Origin of the sequence: Microcoleus sp. LAD1_D5, from assembly GCF_036702115.1 — a bacterium.
Taxonomy (GTDB): domain Bacteria; phylum Cyanobacteriota; class Cyanobacteriia; order Cyanobacteriales; family Microcoleaceae; genus Microcoleus.
This window is the reverse complement of sequence record NZ_JAUBSA010000018.1, coordinates 59,459-81,324: the sequence shown is the minus strand read 5'-3', so window position 1 is coordinate 81,324 and position 21,866 is coordinate 59,459. Positions and strand designations below refer to the sequence as shown.

At 45.0% G+C, this 21,866-nt stretch carries 18 protein-coding genes; 5 read left to right on the top strand and 13 right to left on the bottom strand.

The genetic code is table 11. From position 1 onward, the window contains the following. Nucleotides 1-2 precede the first annotated feature (2 nt). The 3 genes from QUA70_RS10815 to QUA70_RS10805 all read right to left on the bottom strand — a co-directional run bounded on the left by QUA70_RS10815 (nucleotide 3) and on the right by QUA70_RS10805 (nucleotide 3,043). Nucleotides 3-686, bottom strand: a complete 684-nt coding sequence (locus QUA70_RS10815) for a hypothetical protein (RefSeq protein WP_333346910.1) — start codon at nucleotides 684-686, stop codon at nucleotides 3-5. Nucleotides 687-740: 54 nt separating this feature from the next. Further along, complete coding sequence (gene bchB / locus QUA70_RS10810; protein ID WP_242723164.1) at nucleotides 741-2,267, bottom strand: ferredoxin:protochlorophyllide reductase (ATP-dependent) subunit B; 1,527 nt, start codon at nucleotides 2,265-2,267, stop codon at nucleotides 741-743. A gap of 584 nt (nucleotides 2,268-2,851) precedes the next feature. Beyond that, entirely contained in the window at nucleotides 2,852-3,043 is a 192-nt protein-coding gene (locus QUA70_RS10805) for a hypothetical protein (RefSeq protein WP_333346908.1), read from the bottom strand. A 142-nt stretch (nucleotides 3,044-3,185) separates the two neighbouring features. On the opposite strand from QUA70_RS10805, the gene QUA70_RS10800 reads away from it, so the two are divergent. Continuing rightward, complete coding sequence (locus QUA70_RS10800) at nucleotides 3,186-8,699, top strand: AAA family ATPase (RefSeq protein WP_333346905.1); 5,514 nt, start codon at nucleotides 3,186-3,188, stop codon at nucleotides 8,697-8,699. Nucleotides 8,700-8,777: 78 nt separating this feature from the next. Here the strand turns inward: QUA70_RS10800 and QUA70_RS10795 are convergent, their stop codons facing one another. Then, on the bottom strand, nucleotides 8,778-8,924 hold the full coding sequence (locus tag QUA70_RS10795) for a hypothetical protein (RefSeq protein WP_333410406.1): 147 nt from the start codon (nucleotides 8,922-8,924) through the stop codon (nucleotides 8,778-8,780). Nucleotides 8,925-9,030: 106 nt separating this feature from the next. Between QUA70_RS10795 and QUA70_RS10790 the strand changes: the two genes are divergently transcribed. After that, a complete protein-coding gene (locus QUA70_RS10790; RefSeq protein WP_333346899.1) occupies nucleotides 9,031-11,217 on the top strand; it encodes an ATP-binding protein in 2,187 nt (728 codons plus the stop codon). Nucleotides 11,218-11,623: 406 nt separating this feature from the next. On the opposite strand, the gene QUA70_RS10785 is transcribed toward QUA70_RS10790, so the two are convergent. Next, nucleotides 11,624-12,835: an acetate kinase gene (locus QUA70_RS10785; protein WP_333346897.1), complete on the bottom strand. Its 1,212-nt coding sequence runs from the start codon at nucleotides 12,833-12,835 to the stop codon at nucleotides 11,624-11,626. 228 nt (nucleotides 12,836-13,063) lie between these two features. Between QUA70_RS10785 and psaK the strand changes: the two genes are divergently transcribed. Next, nucleotides 13,064-13,324 (top strand): photosystem I reaction center subunit PsaK, encoded by a 261-nt coding sequence (psaK, locus tag QUA70_RS10780; RefSeq protein ID WP_333346894.1) that lies wholly within the window; start codon nucleotides 13,064-13,066, stop codon nucleotides 13,322-13,324. Nucleotides 13,325-13,368: 44 nt separating this feature from the next. Here psaK and QUA70_RS10775 read toward each other — a convergent pair whose 3' ends face one another. From QUA70_RS10775 to QUA70_RS10765, 3 genes are read right to left on the bottom strand one after another with little or no spacing between them, the layout of a single operon-like run. Then, nucleotides 13,369-14,007, bottom strand: a complete 639-nt coding sequence (locus tag QUA70_RS10775; RefSeq protein WP_333346891.1) for a histidine phosphatase family protein — start codon at nucleotides 14,005-14,007, stop codon at nucleotides 13,369-13,371. Between the two features lie 32 nt (nucleotides 14,008-14,039). Then, the gene (locus tag QUA70_RS10770; RefSeq protein WP_333346888.1) at nucleotides 14,040-14,732 is read right to left on the bottom strand and encodes a DUF3226 domain-containing protein; all 693 of its coding nucleotides are present in this window, start codon (nucleotides 14,730-14,732) and stop codon (nucleotides 14,040-14,042) included. Beyond that, nucleotides 14,725-15,831 carry an ATP-binding protein gene (locus tag QUA70_RS10765; RefSeq protein WP_333346885.1) on the bottom strand — a complete coding sequence of 369 codons (1,107 nt, stop codon included), beginning with the start codon at nucleotides 15,829-15,831 and terminating at the stop codon, nucleotides 14,725-14,727. Before QUA70_RS10765 ends, QUA70_RS10770 begins: the two co-directional genes overlap by 8 nt. 37 nt (nucleotides 15,832-15,868) lie before the next feature. Between QUA70_RS10765 and QUA70_RS10760 the strand changes: the two genes are divergently transcribed. Beyond that, entirely contained in the window at nucleotides 15,869-16,144 is a 276-nt protein-coding gene (locus QUA70_RS10760; protein WP_333410404.1) for a DUF433 domain-containing protein, read from the top strand. A 157-nt stretch (nucleotides 16,145-16,301) separates the two neighbouring features. On the opposite strand, the gene QUA70_RS10755 is transcribed toward QUA70_RS10760, so the two are convergent. Continuing rightward, a complete protein-coding gene (locus QUA70_RS10755; RefSeq protein WP_333346880.1) occupies nucleotides 16,302-18,776 on the bottom strand; it encodes a phosphoketolase family protein in 2,475 nt (824 codons plus the stop codon). A 525-nt stretch (nucleotides 18,777-19,301) separates the two neighbouring features. On the opposite strand from QUA70_RS10755, the gene QUA70_RS10750 reads away from it, so the two are divergent. Further along, complete coding sequence (locus tag QUA70_RS10750) at nucleotides 19,302-19,472, top strand: hypothetical protein (protein WP_333410402.1); 171 nt, start codon at nucleotides 19,302-19,304, stop codon at nucleotides 19,470-19,472. A gap of 78 nt (nucleotides 19,473-19,550) precedes the next feature. Here the strand turns inward: QUA70_RS10750 and QUA70_RS10745 are convergent, their stop codons facing one another. The 4 genes from QUA70_RS10745 to prmA form a co-directional block, all read right to left on the bottom strand. Next, complete coding sequence (locus QUA70_RS10745) at nucleotides 19,551-19,748, bottom strand: hypothetical protein (protein ID WP_333346877.1); 198 nt, start codon at nucleotides 19,746-19,748, stop codon at nucleotides 19,551-19,553. A 528-nt stretch (nucleotides 19,749-20,276) separates the two neighbouring features. After that, nucleotides 20,277-20,426: a pentapeptide repeat-containing protein gene (locus QUA70_RS28585; RefSeq protein WP_445251626.1), complete on the bottom strand. Its 150-nt coding sequence runs from the start codon at nucleotides 20,424-20,426 to the stop codon at nucleotides 20,277-20,279. A 75-nt stretch (nucleotides 20,427-20,501) separates the two neighbouring features. Then, nucleotides 20,502-20,693 (bottom strand): hypothetical protein, encoded by a 192-nt coding sequence (locus QUA70_RS10735; protein WP_333346875.1) that lies wholly within the window; start codon nucleotides 20,691-20,693, stop codon nucleotides 20,502-20,504. Nucleotides 20,694-20,904: 211 nt separating this feature from the next. Continuing rightward, complete coding sequence (prmA, locus tag QUA70_RS10730) at nucleotides 20,905-21,795, bottom strand: 50S ribosomal protein L11 methyltransferase (protein ID WP_333346872.1); 891 nt, start codon at nucleotides 21,793-21,795, stop codon at nucleotides 20,905-20,907. Nucleotides 21,796-21,866 lie beyond the last annotated feature (71 nt).

Genomic DNA, 21,866 nt, shown 5'->3' with positions numbered 1-21,866 from the left:
TTTTACCGACGCTGTTTAGGTAGCACTGCCTTTTCCAACTTTTCTGCGATCCGGAAATATGCAATTAATGGGTTTCCAAGTCCGAAAGGTAAGACTTTGATAATATCTCGGTCAATGCGATAAACTCTCGAACCAAGTCGGAGAATGACATCTCCATCTTCACGAGCTTTTATACGTTCCCTTAAACGTCGAATTTCCTCACTTATAGCACTTTCGCCAACCTGCTCATCTATTAAAATTAGTTCTCTATCAAGATTTTCGAGTTCAGCTAAAATCCTGACTGCATCACCCTCCAAGCTATTTATCCTATCCAAGGCTGCTTGTCGCCGCGACTCAATTTTTACAATTTCTGCAAGTCGTGAACGTTCTGCTTCGAGAACTTGGATCTTTTCCTCCTGAGTTTTAGCCTGCTCTATTAACCTTTCGATCTCGGGAACTTTAGCAAGCTGCTGTATGATTTCCCTATCAGAACGCCTAAATGCGTAACTAAATAAGCCTAGACCAACGGGGGCGGCAATAGCAGAGGCAATACCGAACCAAATTACAAAACGATTATCTTTTCCCGACTGAATGCCAAGATAAACGGTTCCGGTAATAAGACCAGTTGCAATTAATGCTGAAATAATCTTCCTTCTCAAAATCACTGAAGTAATTCCCAAATTAAGGGTGGAAAGAGATCTGTCCAAGATTTTCTAGATAAGCAAGGGCATCCACAAGAGATGCCCTTACCGCAATCCAAACTACGCGCCGACAGATTCCTTCGCTGCGTACAGCACCTCAACGGTAATCTTATCAATCCCCCGATCGCGCGCGAACTTCTCAGTATTCCGCTTCACCTTACCCCGCACAAAACCAGGGATTTTATTCAACTCAGCCTGTCCATCCTTCGTCCAACCCATATCAGAGTCAGCCGAAATACCCTTCGTAATCACTTCCTTGGTATCGTGGCCGCCGAAGATTTCCAGCAAGTGGTCTTCCATTCCCAAAGTGAAGGAATTGTAGACCAAATCTACGCACTGATTCGTGCCTTCATAACCCAAAAATGGCTTGTAGCCGATCGGGAAATTTTGGACGTGAATCGGTGCAGCAATTACGCCGCAGGGAATATCCAACCGCTTACCTACGTGGCGTTCCATTTGGGTGCCGAAAATTGCCGAAGGTTCCGCTTTGGCGATCGCATCCCCGATCGCCCCGTGATCATCCGTCACCAGCACTTCATCACAATACTCGCTAACCTGTTCCCGGAACCAATCAGCATCATGTTTGCAGTAGGTTCCAGCCCACACAACGTGGATTCCCATCTCGCGAGCCAAAATCTTCGTCATCGCCGCAGCGTGCGTATTATCGCCAAATACGACGGCTTTTTTGCCGGTTAAGTTTTGGCAGTCGATCGATCGCGAAAACCAAGCAGCCTGCGACACAAACCGCGTTTGTTGGTCAATAAAATTTTCGTAATCAACATCCGCACCTTGAGCATTCAACACTTGCTGAATCTTGCGGATACAGCGCGCAGTTTCCACCACACCCATCGGCGTAATATCGACCATCGGCGTGCCGAATTCTTTTTGCAAATACTCCCCGGTCATCATCCCCAATTCCCGATAAGGAACCAAGTTAAACCAAGCGCGGGGCAGTCTTTTTAAGTTATGAACCGAAGCACCTTCGGGAATAACTTCGTTGACTTCAATGCCCAAATCTGCCATCAAACGCTTCAACTCGGTGCAGTCGTGCTGGTTGTGGAAACCCAGGGTAGACATACCGATAATGTTGACAGATGGTTTTTCGCTTTTGGCTTCTACTAAATCGCCTTTTTTGCGGGCTTTGTTAATGTAAAATTGGACGATTTGATCCAAAGTGCGATCGGCTGCTTGCAGTTCGTTGACGCGGTAATGGTTAACATCCGCCAGCAATACATCGCCTTTGGCATCCAATTGAGCTCGCTCCACGAAGTTTTCCAAGTCTTCTTGCAGAATGCTGGAGGTGCAAGTCGGGGTGAGCACGATTAAATCTGGGTGTTCTTCTCTGTCTTTGCGGGTGATGTTGTCCACCACCCGTTCCTGCGAACCCCGCGCCAGTACGTGTCTGTCAACGACGCTGGTAGTCACCGGGGTGAAATCCCGTTCCCTCTCCAGCATGGAACGCATGACGTTAAAATAGTCGTCTCCTATGGGTGCGTGCATGATTGCATGGACGTTTTTGAAGGAAGTGGCAACGCGCAAAGTGCCGATGTGGGCTGGCCCTGCGTACATCCAATAAGCCAATTTCATAGGTATTTTTCCTGGTGCTGGTTGAGAATTGCCCGATCGGGCGATTACTGCTAAATTTTAAGGTTGTTTCTGATTTTCTCACCGGATGAATCCTTGAGAAATACTAACTTTCTGAGAATTTACAGATTTAGGAAATGCTCAAACGCTTTGCCTGCTTGGCATTTGACTCGCAATTCAAAGAACTTTACCTGGGTTTTATGGCAATAATTCTTAATCTTTCCTAAAAATTTCTTAAGAGTTAGGTAAATTTGATTAATGTAGGGTTCGCTGCCGCGCACCAGACAAGGTGCAATAATTCTGCATTTTTTGTCAAATTTACTTTGGTCAAACGGTCAGTTAGTATTGTTAATCGATCGGTCAAAATAGATAGAACTGAAGGAAATTGCAGCTTCCCAAGCAACACTTAACTCCCTCCGCGCCTCGGTAGCGAATTATAGTTAAGATTTGCACCGCCCGGTTTTTTTCAAGCACCCCAAATTTGTGCCTGATCACCGGAAAGAATAAATCTTTCAGCACTTGCGTATTTTCACGAGATGTGGTGACGCTCCGCTAAAATCAAGCGATTGCTTGGAATCTGAGATGATTTAGTTGTCAGCGTGGCGATCGAGCATTAGAGTAAATCCTTGCACAAATCCTGTATTTGTGAGTTTGTTTACCTCACTGCTGAGGTGACGAAAGCCCCAGGGCGCTTTTGTCAGCAGTAGCTCATTCCTGTCAAGGCCTGCTTTCCCACACATCCCAAAAGATAGCTCTTGAGCGATAATGAAGAATAACATAGGATTTACGAAAAGAAACCCGATTTACACGAAAAAATCTTGGGTTTGTCAACGACTAGCAACGAAGAAACCCGGTTTCTAGCCCGCCGCGCGTAAGTCCTGTAACATTGACCAAGCACACCTAATTTGAGAGAACCCAACTATGATGGCAATTCCCGGCGTTGCAGTTCTCGCTCTCATTTATGAAAGCAGCACTTCCCTGGTTTACCGCGGCCACAACGAGCAGAACAACCAACCTGTTATTATCAAGCTTATCAAAGAAGACTATCCGACTCCTGAAGAACTGAATAGATACAAGCGCGAATATGAGATCACTGCCAACTTAAGCCTGTTGGACGGAGTTGTTAAAGTGTATAAGTTGCAGCAGGTTAGAAATAGTCTGGCAATGATCTTAGAAGATTTTGGCGGGGAATCTTTAAAGATATTTATGGCTTCCCAAAAATTTACCATTTTAGGATTTCTAACTACTGCCATCAAAGTTGCTGAAACTTTGGGGGAAATTCACGGAAAAAATGTTATTCATAAAGATATAAATCCCTCTAATATAGTTTTTAATCCGGCTACTGGACAAGTAAAACTAATAGATTTCAGCATTTCAACAGCATCCAACCTGGAAAATATTCCCAATAAAAATCCCAATTTTTTAGAAGGCACTTTAGCCTATATGTCGCCCGAACAAACCGGTAGAATGAACCGGGTAGTCGATTACCGCACCGACTTTTATTCCCTCGGCGTGACCTTCTATGAAATCCTGGCAGGACAACTCCCTTTTCCCACTACAGATCCCATGGAGTTAGTTCACTGTCACATAGCCAAACAGCCAGTAGCTCTCGCTGAAATAGCCCCGGAAATTCCTAAAGCTGTTTCAGATATTGTGATGAAATTGTTAGCAAAAACCGCTGAGGAGCGTTATCAAAGTGCTTGGGGACTAAAAGCCGATTTGGAATCCTGCCTGTTTCAGTGGCAAACATCTGGGGTTGTTTCTGAGTTTACTCTCGGCCGCCAAGATATTTCCGACAAATTTCAAATACCTCAAAAACTTTACGGCAGACAGCGAGAAGTTGAAACTCTATTAGCGGCATTTGAACGGGTAGCAGCAACAAATAATCGAGGCTACCGCACCGACGATTCTCAAATTTCTGTCATCAAAAAAGAGCTCAAATCAAAAAAAGAAATTCCCTTGTCAGTCCAGGGGAGAGCACAGCATAAATCCCGCAGCGAGATGATGCTGATTGCAGGTTATTCCGGTATTGGCAAATCTGCAATGGTGAAGATTTTAGACAAACCGATTACCCGCAGGCGCGGCTATTTTATTTGGGGAAAGTTTGACCAGTACAAGCGGACTATTCCTTACTCTGCGGTTGTCAGCGCTTTTTCGGAATTGGTGCGGCAACTGTTAACTGAAAGCGAGGCTCAATTAGCAGTGTGGCGCGAAAAACTCCGCAGTTCATTCGGTCAAAATGGGCAAATTATTATTGATGTCCTTCCCGAAGTTGAGCTAATTGTCGGAGCTCAGTCTCCTGTAGCTGAATTGGGGCCGACGGAATCTCTCAATCGCTTTAATTTAGTATTTCAAAATTTCATTCGCGTATTTTGTCAGCCAGAACATCCGCTGGTCATTTTTCTCGACGATTTGCAGTGGGCTGATTCTGCTACTCTCAAGCTGATCGAATTGATGATGACAGATGAAGCTACGCAATATCTGTTTTTAATTGGCGCTTATCGGGATAATGAAGTTAGTCCCACTCATCCTTTAATGATGACTGTGGAGACGCTGCGAAACCAGGAAGCTATCATTAATCAGATTGCTTTGTCGCCGCTGGGGGTGGAAAACATAACTCATTTGATTGCCGAGACTTTGCACAGCGATCGAGAATCAGTCAAACCCTTAGCTGAATTGGTAATCAGCAAAACCGACGGCAATCCTTTTTTTGTCAATCAATTTCTGCAAACATTGTATCAGGAAAACCTGCTAGTTTTTCACCCGCCACAGTCGGGGAGCAAGGGCGGCTGGCATTGGGATATGACTCAAATTGAGCAGTGCGCTATCACTGACAATGTAGTAGATTTGATGGTACAAAAATTGAGAAAACTGCCAAGTTCAACGCAGCAAGTTTTGCGCTTGGTGGCCTGTTTGGGCAACGAGTTTGACTTGAATACTCTTTCTTTAATTAATGAAAAAGAAGCCTCGGAAACTTTTTCTCATCTGTTGCCCGCGATTAAGTCGGGACTGATTCTGCCAACTTCGGAATTGGAAAGCAAGTCATTAGATTACGTGCTGTTTCCGCTATTAATTCTGAATTATAAATTTTTGCACGATCGCGTACAACAAGCAGCTTACGCTCTGATCGACGACTCGCAAAAAAAGGCAGTTCACCTGAAAATAGGCAGGCAAATCCTAGAAAACACCCCGGCTGAATATCGCGCTGACAGAATCTTTGAATTAGTCGATCACTTGAATGTAGCTCGATCGCTCATTAAAGACGATCGAGAATTAATTGAACTCGCAACGCTGAATTTAGACGCCGCCCGCAGAGCCAAAGATGCCACTGCTTATGTTGCTGCCTTGCAGTATTTGACCGCAGGCATGGACGGTTTGGGCAAGGATATTTGGGATTCCCACTATGACTTAGCCTTTGCTTTGCACATGGAGCGGGCAAATGTCGAGTATTTAAACGGTTTTTTTGAGAAGTCAGAAGAATTTATTAATATAACTTTGCAAAAAGCGCGATCGCCCTTAGAAAAGGTAGAAATTTACAACCTGCTGATCGTGCAGTACACCCTGCGGGCGAAGTACGAAGAAGCCGTTAAAGCCGGAATCAAAGCTTTGGACTTGCTCGGCATTGACTTGCCGCTAGACGGGCTGCAAAAAGTCATATCCGAAGAATTTGCAGCAGCTACAAATATTTTAGCAGGTAGAGAAATAGCTTCCCTAATTGACGCCCCGGAAATGACTGTACCAGAAAAAAAAGTTGCAGTCAAATTAATTACAAATTTGCTCACATCGGCGTACCTCAAAAATCCCGACTTGTGGAAAGTCAGCGTTTTAAAAGGAGTCAATCTTTCTCTACAATACGGTTTAGTACCCGAAGCCTCTCTTTGCTATGCTGGCTACGGTATGTTCTTAAACGCAGTTTCGGGAGATTACAAAGCTGCGTATCAATTCGGCTTGCTCTCGCTGAATCTCAGCGAAAAATCTGGCAATATCGGCTTGAAGTGCAGAGCTTGTTCATCCCTGGTCAGTATTTTTTATTACTGGTTCAACCACATCAAAGATTCCCACGCAATCAGCAATGAAGGATATCAAGCAGCTTTAGAATCAGGAGATTTAGAGTATGCCGGTTATATCCTGTCCAACCGCATAGCTAACTCATTTTTTCAAGGTAAAGAAATCTCGCAAATTCTTGCCGACACGAGCAGGTATTTGCAGTTCAGCCAAAAAACCAAAAATCAGCTCGTAACCGATATATTATTAGGAGTAGAGTTAATCCTGCGTAACTTGAGCAAACTAACTCCTGAAAAGTTTGTATTTGAAAGCGAAGATATCAGCGAAGCTGAATACGTACACAACTGTCAAGCTCATCAAAATTTGTACTCGCTCTGCCTTTATCAGATTCGCAAATGCCAGGTAATGTACTGGTACGGCAACTTCAACGAAGCGCTACAACTAGCTTTTGAAGTAGAAAAACAGCTATCTTTTATTACCGGAGCGATACCCGCTACCGAATGGAATTTTTTCTTTTCTCTAACTTTAGCCGCGGTTTTCCCAAATGTTTCAGAAGACAAGCAAAAGGAATACTTGGAAAAGTTAGAGGCAAACCAAAAACAGATGAAAATTTGGGCAGACAACTGTGCCGAAAACTTTCTGCACAAGTACCTTTTAGTACAAGCAGAAATAGCCAGAATTTCCAAAAAAGATTCAGAAGCTGTAGAACTGTACGATTTCTCTATAAATTTAGCCCAAGACAATGAATTTGTCCAAAATGAAGCGCTAGCTAATGAACTAGCAGCTAAGTTTTGGTTGAGTAAAGGCAAGTATCAATATGCCAAAATCCACTTGCGCGAAGCTCACTCGTGCTACTTGCGCTGGGGTGCAGTTCGCAAAGTAGAAGATTTAGAACAGAAGTATCCGCAGTTGCGGGAAATGACGCCAATCAACGGCAGTTTTAACAACAGTCAAACTACCACAACTATTCATACTTCTACTGGCAGCGATGCAAGAGTGCTGGATTTGGCAACGGTAATGAAAGCATCTTTGGCGATTTCTAGCGAAATTGTCCTCGATAAGTTGCTGGCTTCTTTGATGAGAATCTCCTTAGAAAATGCGGGGGCTCAATTAGGTTTTCTGATTTTAGTCAGAGATGGTCAACTGTTGATTTCAGCTAAAGCGTCAGTATTTGCTGAAGATGTAGCTGTGCTGCAATTTACGCCTGTTGCAGACTATCATGATTTACCTGGGACGGTGATTAATTATGTGGAAAGGACTCGCTCGGATTTGGTGTTGAGCAATGCGGCGGGTGAGGGACTATTCACAGCCGATCCTTACATCGCTAAACACCAACTCCAATCAATTTTGTGTACTCCAATCATCAATCAAGGCAAACTGATCGGCATTCTTTATTTAGAAAACAATTTGACTGTCGGAGCATTTACTCCCCACAGATTGGAAGTTTTAAGGTTGCTTTCTTCCCAAGTTGCTATTTCTTTGGAAAATGCTCTACTTTACAATTCGGTGGAACAGAAAGTACAAGAGCGAACGCAGGAGTTAAATGAAAAGAACGAGCGCTTAGAACAAACTTTGCGCGAACTTAAACTAACTCAAGCTCAATTAATCCAAACGGAAAAGATGTCTAGTTTGGGGCAAATGGTCGCTGGTGTAGCTCACGAAATTAATAATCCTGTAAGTTTCATCTACGGCAATCTTAATCCGGCTAGCGAATACGTTAAAGACTTGCTAAAATTGATTGAGCTTTACCAGCAGCACTATCCAGAACCTGCGGATGAAATTCTCGAAGAAATAAAAACAATTGAGCTGGAATTTTTGAGCGAGGATTTGCAAAAGCTGCTGGATTCCATGAAAGTAGGAGCGGAAAGAATCCGGGATATTGTGCTAAGCTTGCGGAATTTCTCGCGCCTCGACGAAGCGCAAATGAAGTCGGTAGATATCCATCAAGGCATCGACAGTACGGTGATGTTGCTGCAACCGCGCCTGAGAAAAGAGGGCGGGCGTTTGGGCATTGAGGTGATTAAAAATTACAACACGCTACCCCTAATTACTTGTTATGCGTCTCAGTTGAATCAGGTATTTATGAATATTTTGACAAATGCGATCGATGCTCTCCTCGTAGCAAGAGATTACCCGGAAAACTCTCATCAACAGCCTACGATTACAATTTCTACAGAGGTGAGTGACAGGAATTCTGTCATCATTAGAATTGCCGACAGCGGGCCGGGGATGAGCACTGAGGTGCTGCACAAGATATTCGATCCATTTTTTACAACTAAGCCCGTGGGTTCGGGAACTGGTTTGGGATTGTCTATTTCTCACTCGATTGTTGTCAGTTCTCATGGCGGAAAATTGACTTGCGTTTCTGCACCCGGAGAGGGGAGCGAGTTTATTATTGAAATTCCGATCGCCCCCAGGCAAGTTTTGTAATCGGCGCTACTATTAACCAAAATCCCCAAATCAATTCCCGTTAGCAACCCTTAACAATCCGGCCACGCATTGCGTTTACTAAACTTTCAATTCGCAATTCAAGCTCGGCGAAAACTCTGTAGCAAAGTCGATCGCTCTGGTTTTCATAAAAGGGCGATCGCCCTTTTGCAGCCGCACTGAGGACTTTTCATCACGACGAGGTGGCAATGCTTCGGCATCCGGCAAAGCATAAAAAGTGTCAGATTTTTAATTAAAAAAGTAAATATTGTGTGTATCTTCAGGATCGAACTGTCGATAGTAGATCATACTAAAATAAAAGTAATTTCCGATCATGAAGATACGTCACTTCGGCAAAACTCCGGCGATCCCATTGCAGCTCATACTGATGGTGCCATTTGTTTTGCAAATCTTTGGAGCGGTCGGTCTGGTGGGATATTTGTCGTTCAAAAATGGACAAAAAGCCGTAAACGACCTGGCGGCTCAGTTGATGGATCGAACCAGCATTTCGGTGAATCAACATCTGGAGGCTTATTTATCTATTCCGCATCAAGTGATTAAGATTAACGCCGATGCGATTCGGATGGGATTGCTAGATGTGCGCGATCGCCAAACCCTCGGTAAGTATTTCTGGCACCAAATGCAGGCCTATGACCTGAATTACATCGGCATTGGACTGACCACGGGTGAGGGAGTAGGAGCCGCACGCTACGACCCCAAAACCGTCGTGATTGATGATTGGAGTCCCAAACCGCCGAATAATGTCACCAATTATGCCACCGATAACAAAGGCGATCGCACTCACGTCGTGACTATTTATGATTGGGACAACTTGCAAGAACCCTGGTACACCGAACCCATGAAAGCAGGTAAACCCATCTGGTCGCGGATCGTCACCGTAAATTATCCCAATCATCCCTACATCGCTGCCTCCGCTGGTCGCCCCATCTATGACGCAAATAATCGCTTGCTAGGAATGGTTGGAGCCGATATCCATCTGTTGAAACTGAGCGATTTCTTACGGAATATAGATCTCAGTAGCTCAGGGCAGGTTTTCATCATGGAACGAAATGGGCTGTTGATCGCAAATTCTGCGAAAGAACAACCCTTTACCACCGTCAAAGACGAGATTCGGCGTTTGAAGGCGATCGACAGTGGCAATCCCATAGTGCAGGGAATTGCCAAACAAATCCAGCAACGCTTCAAAGGGTTTCAATCCATTTCTAAAGACACCGATCTCCGACTTGATTTTCAGGGAGAACTCTACTATGTGCAAGTCACTCCCTGGCGCGACCAATATGGATTGGATTGGTTAGTGGTGGTGAGTGTGCCAGAAAGCGAGTTCATGGCACAGATTGATGCCAACACCCGCACCACAATCTTGCTCTGCTTAGCAGCATTGGGGGTAGCTTGTGGGATGGGCGTTCTTACCTCCGGCTGGATTACGCGTCCAATTCTGCGACTGAATCGGGCGAGTGAGGCAATAACATCTGGCAACTTCGACCAAGCTGTAGAAGATAGCCGTATTCAAGAACTCAACGCCCTTGCCAACTCCTTTAACCAGATGGCAAGACAACTGCGCGAATCGTTTACCGCCTTAGAAAAAAGTAATGCAGAATTAGAAGACCGGGTGGAAGACCGCACCGGTGAACTCAAAAACGCCCTAAGTGAGTTGCAACGCACCCAATCACAGATAATTCAGAGCGAAAAAATGTCTAGTTTGGGGCAAATGGTTGGTGGAGTCGCCCACGAAATTAACAACCCGGTCAACTTCATTCACGGCAACCTCGTCCATACACAGCAATACACCCAAGATTTGTTAAAGTTCGTGCAGCTTTATCAACAGCACTATCCTAACCCGGCTGAAGAAATTCAAATCGCAGCCGAAGAAATCGACCTGGAGTTCTTGCAAGAAGACCTGCCCAAAATGCTGTCTTCGATGAAAATGGGTACCGATCGCATCCGCCAAATTGTCCTGTCGTTGCGGAACTTTTCGCGGATGGACGAAGCAGAGTTTAAACCAGTGGATATCCATGAGGGTATTAACAGCACCCTACTGATTTTGCAACACCGCCTCAAAGATAGACCGGAACGACCGTCTATTGAGGTGATTCAAGACTACGGTTCTCTACCCCTGGTGGAATGCTACGCCGGACAACTCAATCAGGTGTTTATGAATATTTTGACAAATGCGATCGATGCTCTCCTCGTCGCAAGAGATTCCCCGGAAAACTCTCATAAACAGTTTGCTATTACAATTTCTACAGAGGTGACTGACAGGAATTCTGTCATAATTAGAATTGCCGACAGCGGGCCGGGGATGAGCACTGAGGTGCTGCACAAGATATTCGATCCATTTTTTACAACTAAGCCCGTGGGTTCGGGAACTGGTTTGGGATTGTCTATTTCTCACTCGATTGTTGTCAGTTCTCATGGCGGAAAATTGACTTGCGTTTCTGCACCCGGAGAGGGGAGCGAGTTTATTATTGAAATTCCGATCGCCCCCAGGCAAGTTTTGTAATCTGCGCCACCATCAACCAACATCCCCAAATCAATTCCAGTTAGCAACCCTTAACAATCCGGGCACGCATTGCACGGACAGGGTGAGAACCCCATCAAAACACTGATAGAATCAAGGACATAGCCATCATACCCCTCTGAAAAAAGGGAAGTTTTTTTCGGTAATTCTGATTAATGAGCCTAATAATATCTGCTCTTCCGTATTTAGTGTGCCAAATTATTAGTTTTTTGGCGTCCTACACCATAGCTGGCAGGGATTTTAAGGCAATCGTCGCGACTTGAGCAAGTTGCTCAACAGCGCAAGGAGATGTAAATAATTTCACAGCCTTACCTAGCAAGCCTTCAGGATAAATTTAAGTTAACGCCAGCACACTAAGTACGGAAGAGGCGAGAATCCATAAAATAAATTAGTGATAAAGTTTCCAGCATTCTCGCGCAATTTCCCAATCCTCCTGCGTGTGAATGACTAAAACTCTCGCCGCTGAATCCACTGCCGCAATATCTTCATCCATCGGCGACTGTTGATTCTTCTCCCCATCCAATTTCAAACCCATAAATCCAAAAGCTTCGCAAGCAGCCGATCGCACAACAGCAGAATTTTCCCCAACTCCAGCCGTAAAAATTAAAGCATCCAACCCTCCTAAACTCGCCAGCATGGCACCAATTCCGGCACGCAAACGGTGGATATAAATATCCAAAGCCAGTTGAGCTCTCTCATTACCTTGGGCGATCGCATCTCCAATCTGCCGCATATCGCTAGACACCCCTGAAATCCCTTTTAAACCAGAATTTCGATTGAGAATACCATCAAGTTTCTCAGCAGTAAAATCGGATTGTTTTAACAGATGAATGAGAATGCCTGGATCGATCGAACCCGATCGACTTCCCATCATCAAACCTTCCAAAGGCGTAAATCCCATCGTCGTGTCAACACTCCAGCCACCGCGAATGGCCGCCAGAGAACATCCGTTGCCCAAATGGCAGCTAATCAACCGCAAATCTGCTAAATCTTGACCCAGAATGTCGGCGGCCCGACGCGCGCAATATTGATGGCTAATCCCATGAAAACCGTAACGGCGAATCCCATTTTCCAGCCATTCATAGGGGCCGGGATAAACAAAGGCTGCGGGCGGCAATTGTGCGTGAAAAGCTGTATCAAATACTGCTACTTGCGGCACATTTCCGAGGATTTTTTCAATCGCTTCGATACCTTCGAGGTTAACCGGATTGTGGACAGGGGCGAAAACAGATAAACGGGCGATCGCCTTTTTAACATCCGGCGAAATTAACGTACTTTGCTGATAATCTTGTCCGCCATGTACGACGCGGTGGCCGACAATATCAATCTCCTTTAAATCATTAATGGTTTGAACTCTTCCCCTCCAAAGACTCTCCAGCATTCGAGAAATAGCATCTTTGCGAGAGTCTGACGCAAACTCCTCTTCAAGTTGATCGCCTTTTGCTGTTTGGACTTTCAACTCTGCTATACCCTGCTGGTGACTCCCATCAATTTGAGCTGACCAGAGGGGTTGCAAAGGTCGATCGGGCAAGACATCGTTTAACTCGTAAAGACAGCTTTTTTGACTGCTAGAACCCGCATTTAACACCAGTATTTTCATGCTTTATTATGTCCTGTTGATTCGTTCTTTCGATCGCTAGGCGATTGAAATCGCGTCTGGTCAAACTTTCATCCGCCTGCACAGACTAAGAAACCTTGAGATCCTGGGAAAATTATTAAGAAAAATGTCGAAAAATTAACTCTTAATGCAATGTGTAGCTAACAGTTGCATTTTTTTGATATATCTTCTATGCACATTTTCATTTACTAAAGTTTAAGGAGCCGATCGATGTTTACACCAATTTTACTTGCCGTTGCCCCCAGAACCGTAGAGTGGAGTCCCACGATCGGTTTGATTATGATTCTTTGCAATATTGCAGCTATTGCGATCGGCAAATCAACCATCCAGAAGCCTACCACAGGCCCAGCAATGCCCTCATCCAGTATGTTCGGCGGTTTGAGTTTGGGTGCAGTTGTGGGAACTATGGCCTTTGGTCATATTTTAGGAGCAGGTACTATTTTAGGATTGTCTTACATAGGCGCGATTTAGTTTCAGACTGTAGGGTACGCAGTGCGCGCACCCTACCCGCAATTTCAAGTACCGGGTAAATTCCGGAGAGTTTCATCCATGTACGATCGATCGCCCAAAACCTCCAGCAACGGGCCGCGCACGTCAAACTTAACAATACTGACAGAAGCTGCTAAAGTGGCAATGCGATAGCGATAACGTCCCAAATCAATCCCCAACAAACTGCACAGAATAATTCTAATAGTCGCCTTGTGCGAGACAACCAAAACATTACCGCTCTTGTACTTTTCCTGAATTTCTGCGATAACTAATGACGATCGGCTAGCAATTTCCACGGAAGTCTCGCCGCCATTTGGTGCATTCCAAGCAGGTTCAGTCAGCCAATTAATATAATCTTCTTCGTATTCTTTTTTGACCTCTTCTACTGTTTTGCCCTCCCACTCACCGTAATTAATTTCCTTAAGTCCGTCGTGAAGCTGCATTTCAATTCCCACAGCATCGCACAAAGGTTTTGCAGTAGCAATAGTCCGTTTCATCGGACTGACATAAACAGCATTCCAAGGCAATTTTGCGTAAGCGGCGCCAAACTGTTCTGCCATTTGAAAACCTGCGGGCGTTAATTCTGGATCGATATGACCGCAGAAACCGCCAGTCTGGCTGTAAGTCGTTTCACCGTGTCGTACAAAGTAGATTTTTAAGCTCATGAGTTAGTTAATTGTGTGTGAATTTTACTATGTTAGCAAAAGAGTGTAAAAAACTCCTTCAAATCATCGAGTGCAGGATTATTCCAATCCCAAATATCTTTTTTGTGTTCCATAACATAATCAAACCCAGCCATACTGCATTTCCTTCCCGCTTGTTTCTGATCCTGCGTTGAGCAAGTATCATACCTAATATAGTTGCTAACCCAAAATTTATCAAAATCTTTGCGGTCGATTTCCTGTCCCTGCTTTTCTATGCAAGTTTTCCAGCTATCCAAACAATCAGCATGAGGTGATTCTCTAGCCTTTATTGCCTTTAAAAGCGTTTCCAGTTCGCCTCTACCTCCAACATTTGTAAAGTAACAAGCCAATTCTGCCTTTGTTCCATTATCTCCACAAATATCGATAAATTGTTTAGTGCTTGACAAAGTTTTAGTTTCAGTTCCAAACCCATTTTTTATACAGTTGTTTACCAATCCCAGCCGCTCTTGCTCTGAATAGTTATCGATATCAATAATAATCCCTATTTTTTTTACCCCTTTTTTTGGAATCTCTGCTTTTAAATTTTTTAAAGCAGAGATTAACTTTGTTTCGTCCAAGCCGTCCAAACTTTTATAATCATCTATATAAATAGGTGATGCTACCTGGAGATCGCAGTTTAGTTTCTCAACCATTGCCTGCATGAAAATTCTATCATTTTTACTTTCTACTATGACAATATTACTCACCTCTCACTCCTTCTTGATGCTGAATGGCATAACTAAGAGTTTCCAAATCGCGCCGAATTCCGATTATTTGATCTGTTTTCCATTTCTTTGCCATTTCAAAATATGCGCTGCTGCATTCCTGATTTGGTTCTAAACCCACATCAGCAAATGCTTGAAGCATCTCTAAACTGTGAGTTGTAGCAAAAATCTGGGTATCCAGTTCAACCGCCAACCGAAATAACACTCTCCAAAACTCCCGCTGGCTTGTATAATGTATGCCATTTTCTATCTCATCGATTAGCAAGATTTTATACTTATTGTTTACCAGTTTAAGGATTATTTCTGCAACTCTGTTAATGGCATCTCCAAACAATGATAAAGGCAAACGCTGTTCGCCTTTTCTTCTCAAGTAGAGCGTGGGTTCTCCAATCGAAAAACTCTCTACTGATTCTATAGAAGAGTCTAAAACTTGAAAAGCTTTCAAAACTTCACTATCTTTGTCATCCAAACGCGCTCGATCGTAGGCTTCTGTGATCTCTTTTCCAGAAAACATGATAAAGGAAGGAATTATTGGTACTTCGTCAGTAGTAGAAGTGCTACCAGTAGTTATTGAACCACTGGAACTGGCTATTAAAGAAGACGTAACAGCTTTTTTTTCGTTTATTATTAACTTAATAGTTATTACAGATACACCAGACTTGTCCTTCGGCAAAGAATTTATTATTTCTCTTATACCTTGACGATGCGACACCTTACCGATACCCAAAATATCATCTATGCTTATAACTTTATTGAGCGATTCTATCGATATTTCTACTAGATCGGCTTTCTGATTTTCGTCTTTTCCTATAATTACTATTATTCTATCTTTTTTTAGTGCATAAAATAAGTTATCCCAAGCTCTCTGAGGCATAGCTTCTAGGGCTTCTGAGGACTCCCTTCTAAGTTCTCTTAATATTTCTAGACTGCCAGCTTCTGGAGCAACATTCAGAAAAAGTGCTTCTAGCAAGGCTGTCTTGCCAGCATTATTTTTACCGCCGATTAAATTTACTCTTTCAAAACCAGAAATTTTGATTTGCTCAAAGCACCTAAAATTTTGGATTTCTATTTCTTTAAGCATGACCGCCTCTTTTGAATGTACAAATCCTTAATCACCGTTGATTTATGCTAACATTAATTCTATCTTAGTTGTTTTACTTGAGCCGCAACAAGCAACGAACGTCATGCAGAATATAGACCTATTTAAAGTCATTGAACGCGATCCAACCAAGGTGAGTGGTGCATGGATATTTCGGGGAACGCGCGTACCTGTTGCCGCCTTTTTCGAGAACCTTAAAGATGGGGCCTCTATTGACCAGTTTCTCGAATGGTTTCCGGGAGTTACTCGCGTCCAAGTTGAGGTATTACTCGATCGCGCCCTAGCCTCATTTTAGCATCAGAATTATCCATCTCTCTCTTATCTTCCTCTGTGTTCTCTGCGTTCTCTGCGGTTAAATCATTCCGATTCAACTGGACTTAGGGAAAAAATGGAAGGACTTTAGTCCGCATCAATCTAGCTGAAGAAAGACTAAAGTCCTGACTACGAACCTATTACCCCGGTGCACCCGATCGCACACTTTGATCTCCTGTCGTTGTCGGATCTTTCGTTTCCTTCGGCGCTTCCGATGAAACCGGGCCCGCGTGCGGCCACTTCCAGTCGCGGATTTCCGGCATATCATCGCCGTGCTTAGTGATATACTGCGTGTGCTCGATCAGCTTGTCACGGATAGCTTGTTTGCCGTAAGCTGCTACAGAACTCAGTTTCGGAACGCGATCGAGAACATCTCCAACTAAATGGAATCGATCGAGGTCATTCATCACCACCATATCAAACGGCGTAGTAGTCGTTCCCTCCTCCTTGTAACCCCGAACGTGAATATTCGAGTGATTCGTGCGGCGGTAAGCCAATCGGTGAATCAGCCAAGGATAGCCGTGAAAAGCAAAAATCACCGGCTTATCTATCGTGAACAAAGCATCAAAATCCTTATCAGACAAACCGTGAGGATGTTCGCTAGCAGGCTGAAGAGTCATCAAATCCACCACATTAACCACCCGCACTTTTAAATCCGGATAATCTCGGCGGAGAATGTCAACAGCAGCCAAAGTTTCCAGCGTCGGAACATCACCGGCGCAAGCCATCACCACATCCGGTTCGCCGCCTTTATCATTGCTGGCCCACTCCCAAATACCGATGCCGGCCGTACAGTGTTTAATCGCAGCATCCATATCCAAATACTGCAATGCCGGCTGCTTCCCTGCAATAATCACGTTGACATAGTGGCGGCTGCGGAGACAGTGATCCGTTACTGACAGCAAAGTGTTCGCATCCGGCGGCAAATAAATCCGCACCACTTCCGCTTTCTTGTTAATTACGTGGTCAATAAAACCCGGATCTTGGTGAGAAAAACCGTTGTGGTCTTGCCGCCAAACGTGAGAAGTTAGCAGGTAGTTGAGAGAGGCGATCTGTCGGCGCCAAGGAATGTCGTTAGTAGTTTTCAACCACTTGGCGTGTTGGTTGAACATCGAATCGATGATGTGAATAAACGCTTCGTAACAAGAGAAAAAGCCGTGGCGTCCCGTCAGCAAATAGCCTTCCAGCCATCCCTGACATAGATGTTCGCTGAGGACTTCCATCACCCGGCCGTCGGGGGAGATGTGGTCGTCTTCGGGCAAAATTTCCGCCGCCCACACCCGGTTCGTCACTTCAAACACCGGATCAAGGCGGTTTGAGGCCGTCTCGTCAGGCCCGACAATGCGGAAATTGGCGTTTTCCTGATTCAGTGTCATCACCTCTCGCAGGAAGCGACCGGAAACGCGGGTTGCTTCTGCCATTACAGTGCCCGGTTTTTGCACGTCAACGGCATAGTCTTCAAATTCCGGCATTTTCAAGTCTCGCAGCAGCAGGCCGCCGTTAGCGTGGGGATTTGCCCCCATCCGCCGATCGCCCTTGGGCGCGAGTTCTGCCAATTCGGGAATTAACTTGCCCTTTTCGTCGAAGAGTTCTTCCGGCTTATAGCTTTTCATCCAATCTTCCAGGAGTTGGACGTGTCCCGGCTTAGAAGCCATTTCCGAAAGTGGGACTTGGTGCGATCGCCAATAATCCTCAGTTTTCTTACCGTCAACTTCCTTCGGCCCCGTCCAGCCTTTGGGAGTTTTCATCACAATCATCGGCCACTGGGGACGGCCGGAATAGCCCTCCGTCCGGGCTTTTTCCTGAATCGCCTTAATTTCGCCGATCGCCGTATCCATCGTTGCAGCCATCAACTGGTGCATGGTTTCCGGGTCTGAACCTTCCACCCAATAAGGTTTGTAGCCGTAACCGACCATCAAACTTTCCAATTCCTCGCGCGGAATGCGGGCCAACACGGTAGGATTGGCAATTTTGTAGCCATTCAAGTGCAAAATCGGCAACACGGCCCCGTCCCGAACCGGGTTGAGAAACTTGTTAGAGTGCCAGCTAGCAGCTAGCGGGCCGGTTTCCGCTTCCCCGTCGCCGACAACGGCCGCCACAATCAAATCGGGATTGTCGAAGGCTGCCCCGTAAGCGTGGACGAGGGCGTAGCCGAGTTCGCCGCCTTCGTGAATCGAACCGGGGGTTTCCGGGGCGACGTGGCTGGGGATACCGCCGGGAAAGGAGAACTGTTTGAACAGCCGTTTGATACCCTCTTCATCTTGGGAAATGTTCGAGTAATACTCGGTATAAGTGCCTTCGAGATAGGTGTTTGCGACCAAGCCCGGCCCGCCGTGTCCAGGGCCTGCGATGTAGATGGTGTTGAGGTCTTGGGCTTTGATGATGCGGTTGAGGTGAACGTAGATGAAGTTGAGGCCTGGAGTGGTGCCCCAATGTCCGAGGAGTCTCGGTTTGACGTGTTCGATTTTGAGGGGTTCTTTGAGTAGGGGGTTGTCGAGGAGATAGATTTGTCCGACGGATAGGTAGTTTGCCGCCCGCCAGTAGGCGTTCATTTTGTGTAGTTCTGAGTCTGAAAGCGGCTTTAATTGCGGGATCTCGGTTGTTCCTAGCATCATCAGCGATTGACTCCTGAGTTTTGGTTGTTTTGTAAAGTGCGATCAAGAAGTGCGATCGATCTTGTAATTGACGCGGATATTATTATTTGGTTATTTGAGACACTGTTTATGTTGACTCCATGTTTCACAAGCAAACAATTGAATTGTATACCATTTTTATCTAAATCAAAGTTTAAATCAACGTTAATTTTTGAGTAACAAGTGCTCTCTTATCACGGCATAAAAGCCGAAGGTTGCGGGGGTGAAAGCCAGCGGAATCACAAAGATACTTCTCAAGGTAGAGGTGAGAAGCATTTATATGTGAAAATTCTGTTTTTGGAGGCTTGCAGATGAGATGCAGACTCTTGTTTTGGTAGACTTTTGTATATTCGGTTAAGGTCTAGGAGTAAGAATCATCCGTAAGTTGTTCAGCCCCGATATATTCGAGATTCGAGATCAACAAGTTTGAAAAATGATTACCTTATACACTGCACCATCCTTTGATGAACTACCAAGCATGAGCCCACCCTGTCTAGAGCTTGAAACTTGGCTCCGTATGGCAAAGCACCTTACAAAAAGGTTATCATCACAGCACAAAGTTTTGAGCTGGCTCCCAAAGGTAAAATTCCTTTCATCGACTATCAAGGAAACCTGATCGGTGATGTCTTTCTAATCATTGATATTGCCAACAATTCTGCTGGGGTTACACCTTGGTAGACGGCGGAACACAGTTTTGAACATGGTGTTGATGCTGCTCCTTAGGAAGGAATTGGTACGGGGTGGTTTTATTCGGTTTTAGGTGGCGGTTCGGAGTTGCGTCCCCAAACGAATGTAGAGCGTATCCCGGTTAATTTTGACAATACTTATGATGCCAGGATGCGGGGAGATGGGGCAGTTCCCACTGTATTTAACGGCAATTTGGATGCTGTTTTTAATCCGCAGGGTGGTAATCGGACTATTTTTTCTGATGCGATTCCTGGCTGCTCTTTTCATAATGGTGAAACGTCCGGGAGTGTAGCTACAAACAATCTTGTTAATGTGAATCAGCTATCTGCAACAGAGACTGCGGCTTTGCACGCATAATATCAAATCCGTTAGCATCGGAATAGTAAATTCGAGTTGACTGTTGACTGTTGACGGTTGACTGTTCACGGCGTCAACAGTCAACCGTCAACAGTCAACATCATAAGGAGTGTAACCGGAATTGATATAACTGGATAGCATAAGAGTCGATCGCACTCAAGCAAATTATGCTCTGAAGCTAGAATTAGGTAAAAGTATTACTCACAACCGTTTTGTAGTGCCTGAGTGGGGAAATTTACGCTTTGATTTCCCTGTTCCCGAAGCACAACTGAAACGAGGCAGAATAGTATCGCAAAAAATTAAACCATCTTCTTCTGTATGGACTTGAAATGTTGCTCCCATCAAGTTGGCTGTGGTTAGCTCAGTACCAGACAATCCTGTACAAAACAGGCTGGCTTCTCTCAAGTCAACATCAATTAGGTCGCATACCAGGTCGGCCTAATCTAAAATGGCTTGCCTCAAATTGGCACCAGTCAATATCGTACCAGATAGGTTAGCAGAGTCTAGGTTAGCACTACTCAAGTTAGCAGCGCTGAGATTAACATGACTCATTTTTGCTCTAGTCAATTTAGCACCGCTGAGATTCATACTACTCAACTCATTTTGACCTGGTTGGAGGTGTCTGATATCACCCACGCCAGCAACGTTTAAGTTAGCACCACTTTAAATCAACTTCAGGAAAATCTCTCTCTCCCGCAGCGTAACGTCTATATAGTTCTTCGGGAGCATCTCATATTTGTAAAAACACTTATTCTGGCTCCTTCCTTCTTCCTCCTTTCTTCTTCCTTCTTCCTCTTTCCTCCTGACTCCTGACTCCTGGCTCATGGCTCCTATTTTGGGCTTGGCTGCTTTCATGGAGATGCTCCCAGTTCTTCAACGGCTATAGCTTTTTTGTTCAAGCTGTTTAGGCTTTGATAGTAGCGCGATTCCTTCTACTTTTTATCAATAAATATATCAAGCTGTGCGAGAGGTTGAACCCGATCGCATACCAACTAATCCAGATGGCTCAGAATGAATACAAATGAATACAACTGTCCTAAAATCTCAACTCTAAAATATCACATCGCTAACTACGCCGAATATTAAAACAGCACCAATCTTGGCGCTTCCACAGAGTAGCCACAATCCAGCCGTGCTGTTCGAGAGTGTCAGCAATGGGCTTAGCTTGTTCGAGCAAAATGCCGCTAAGCACGGCCCAAGTAGTGGGTTTGCTAATTGCAGTGAATTGTGGGATTAAATCAATGATTACTTCTGCTAAAATGTTGCAGATCAAACCGTCGATCGGCTCATCGACCATTTCTTTCAAGCGATCGATACTGCCGAGTTCTGCAACTAACTGCTGAGAATTAACGCGGTTGAGTAGTCTGTTGCTAATGGTCGATCGCACTGCCAAAGGATCTGTATCCAAAGCATAAACTTTTGTAGCGCCCAACAACACCGCGCCGATCGACAAAATACCCGATCCGCAGCCGATATCAGCAACGATGCACTCTTTGTCATCAAAACCGAGACGCATTTCTAGCGACTCCAGACACAGTTGAGTAGTAGCGTGAGCACCGGTACCGAAAGCCACACCGGGATCTAAACGCAAAATAATGCGATCGGTATCAGTCGGTAAGGGCAGCCAGGCCGGGTTAATTAAAAAGCGATCGCCCACTTCTTGAGGCTGCCAGTGCTGCTTCCAAGTGCTGCCCCAGTCTTCGTCTTCAATCAAATCCCACTGCATCGCAGGTAGGGGCAAACCTGCACACAGAGCATCTTGGCGCAGCCACAGAGACAGAGCGGCCAAATCCAGCAATCCTGCCTGTTCTTCCGGCAAATAAGCCGACATCAGACAGGAATTGCTTTTGATCTCAGTAGCAGTTCCCTGACAGCAAAACCGTTCCAGACGCCAAAAGATGATATCTTCCAGCGCCGGATCGCAAAGAATTCTAATTTCCCACCAGCTATGTGCCATAACAATTTTAGATTTTAGATTTTAGATTTTAGATTGGCCCAGGGGAACTGGAGACTGGGAACTGGGGACTG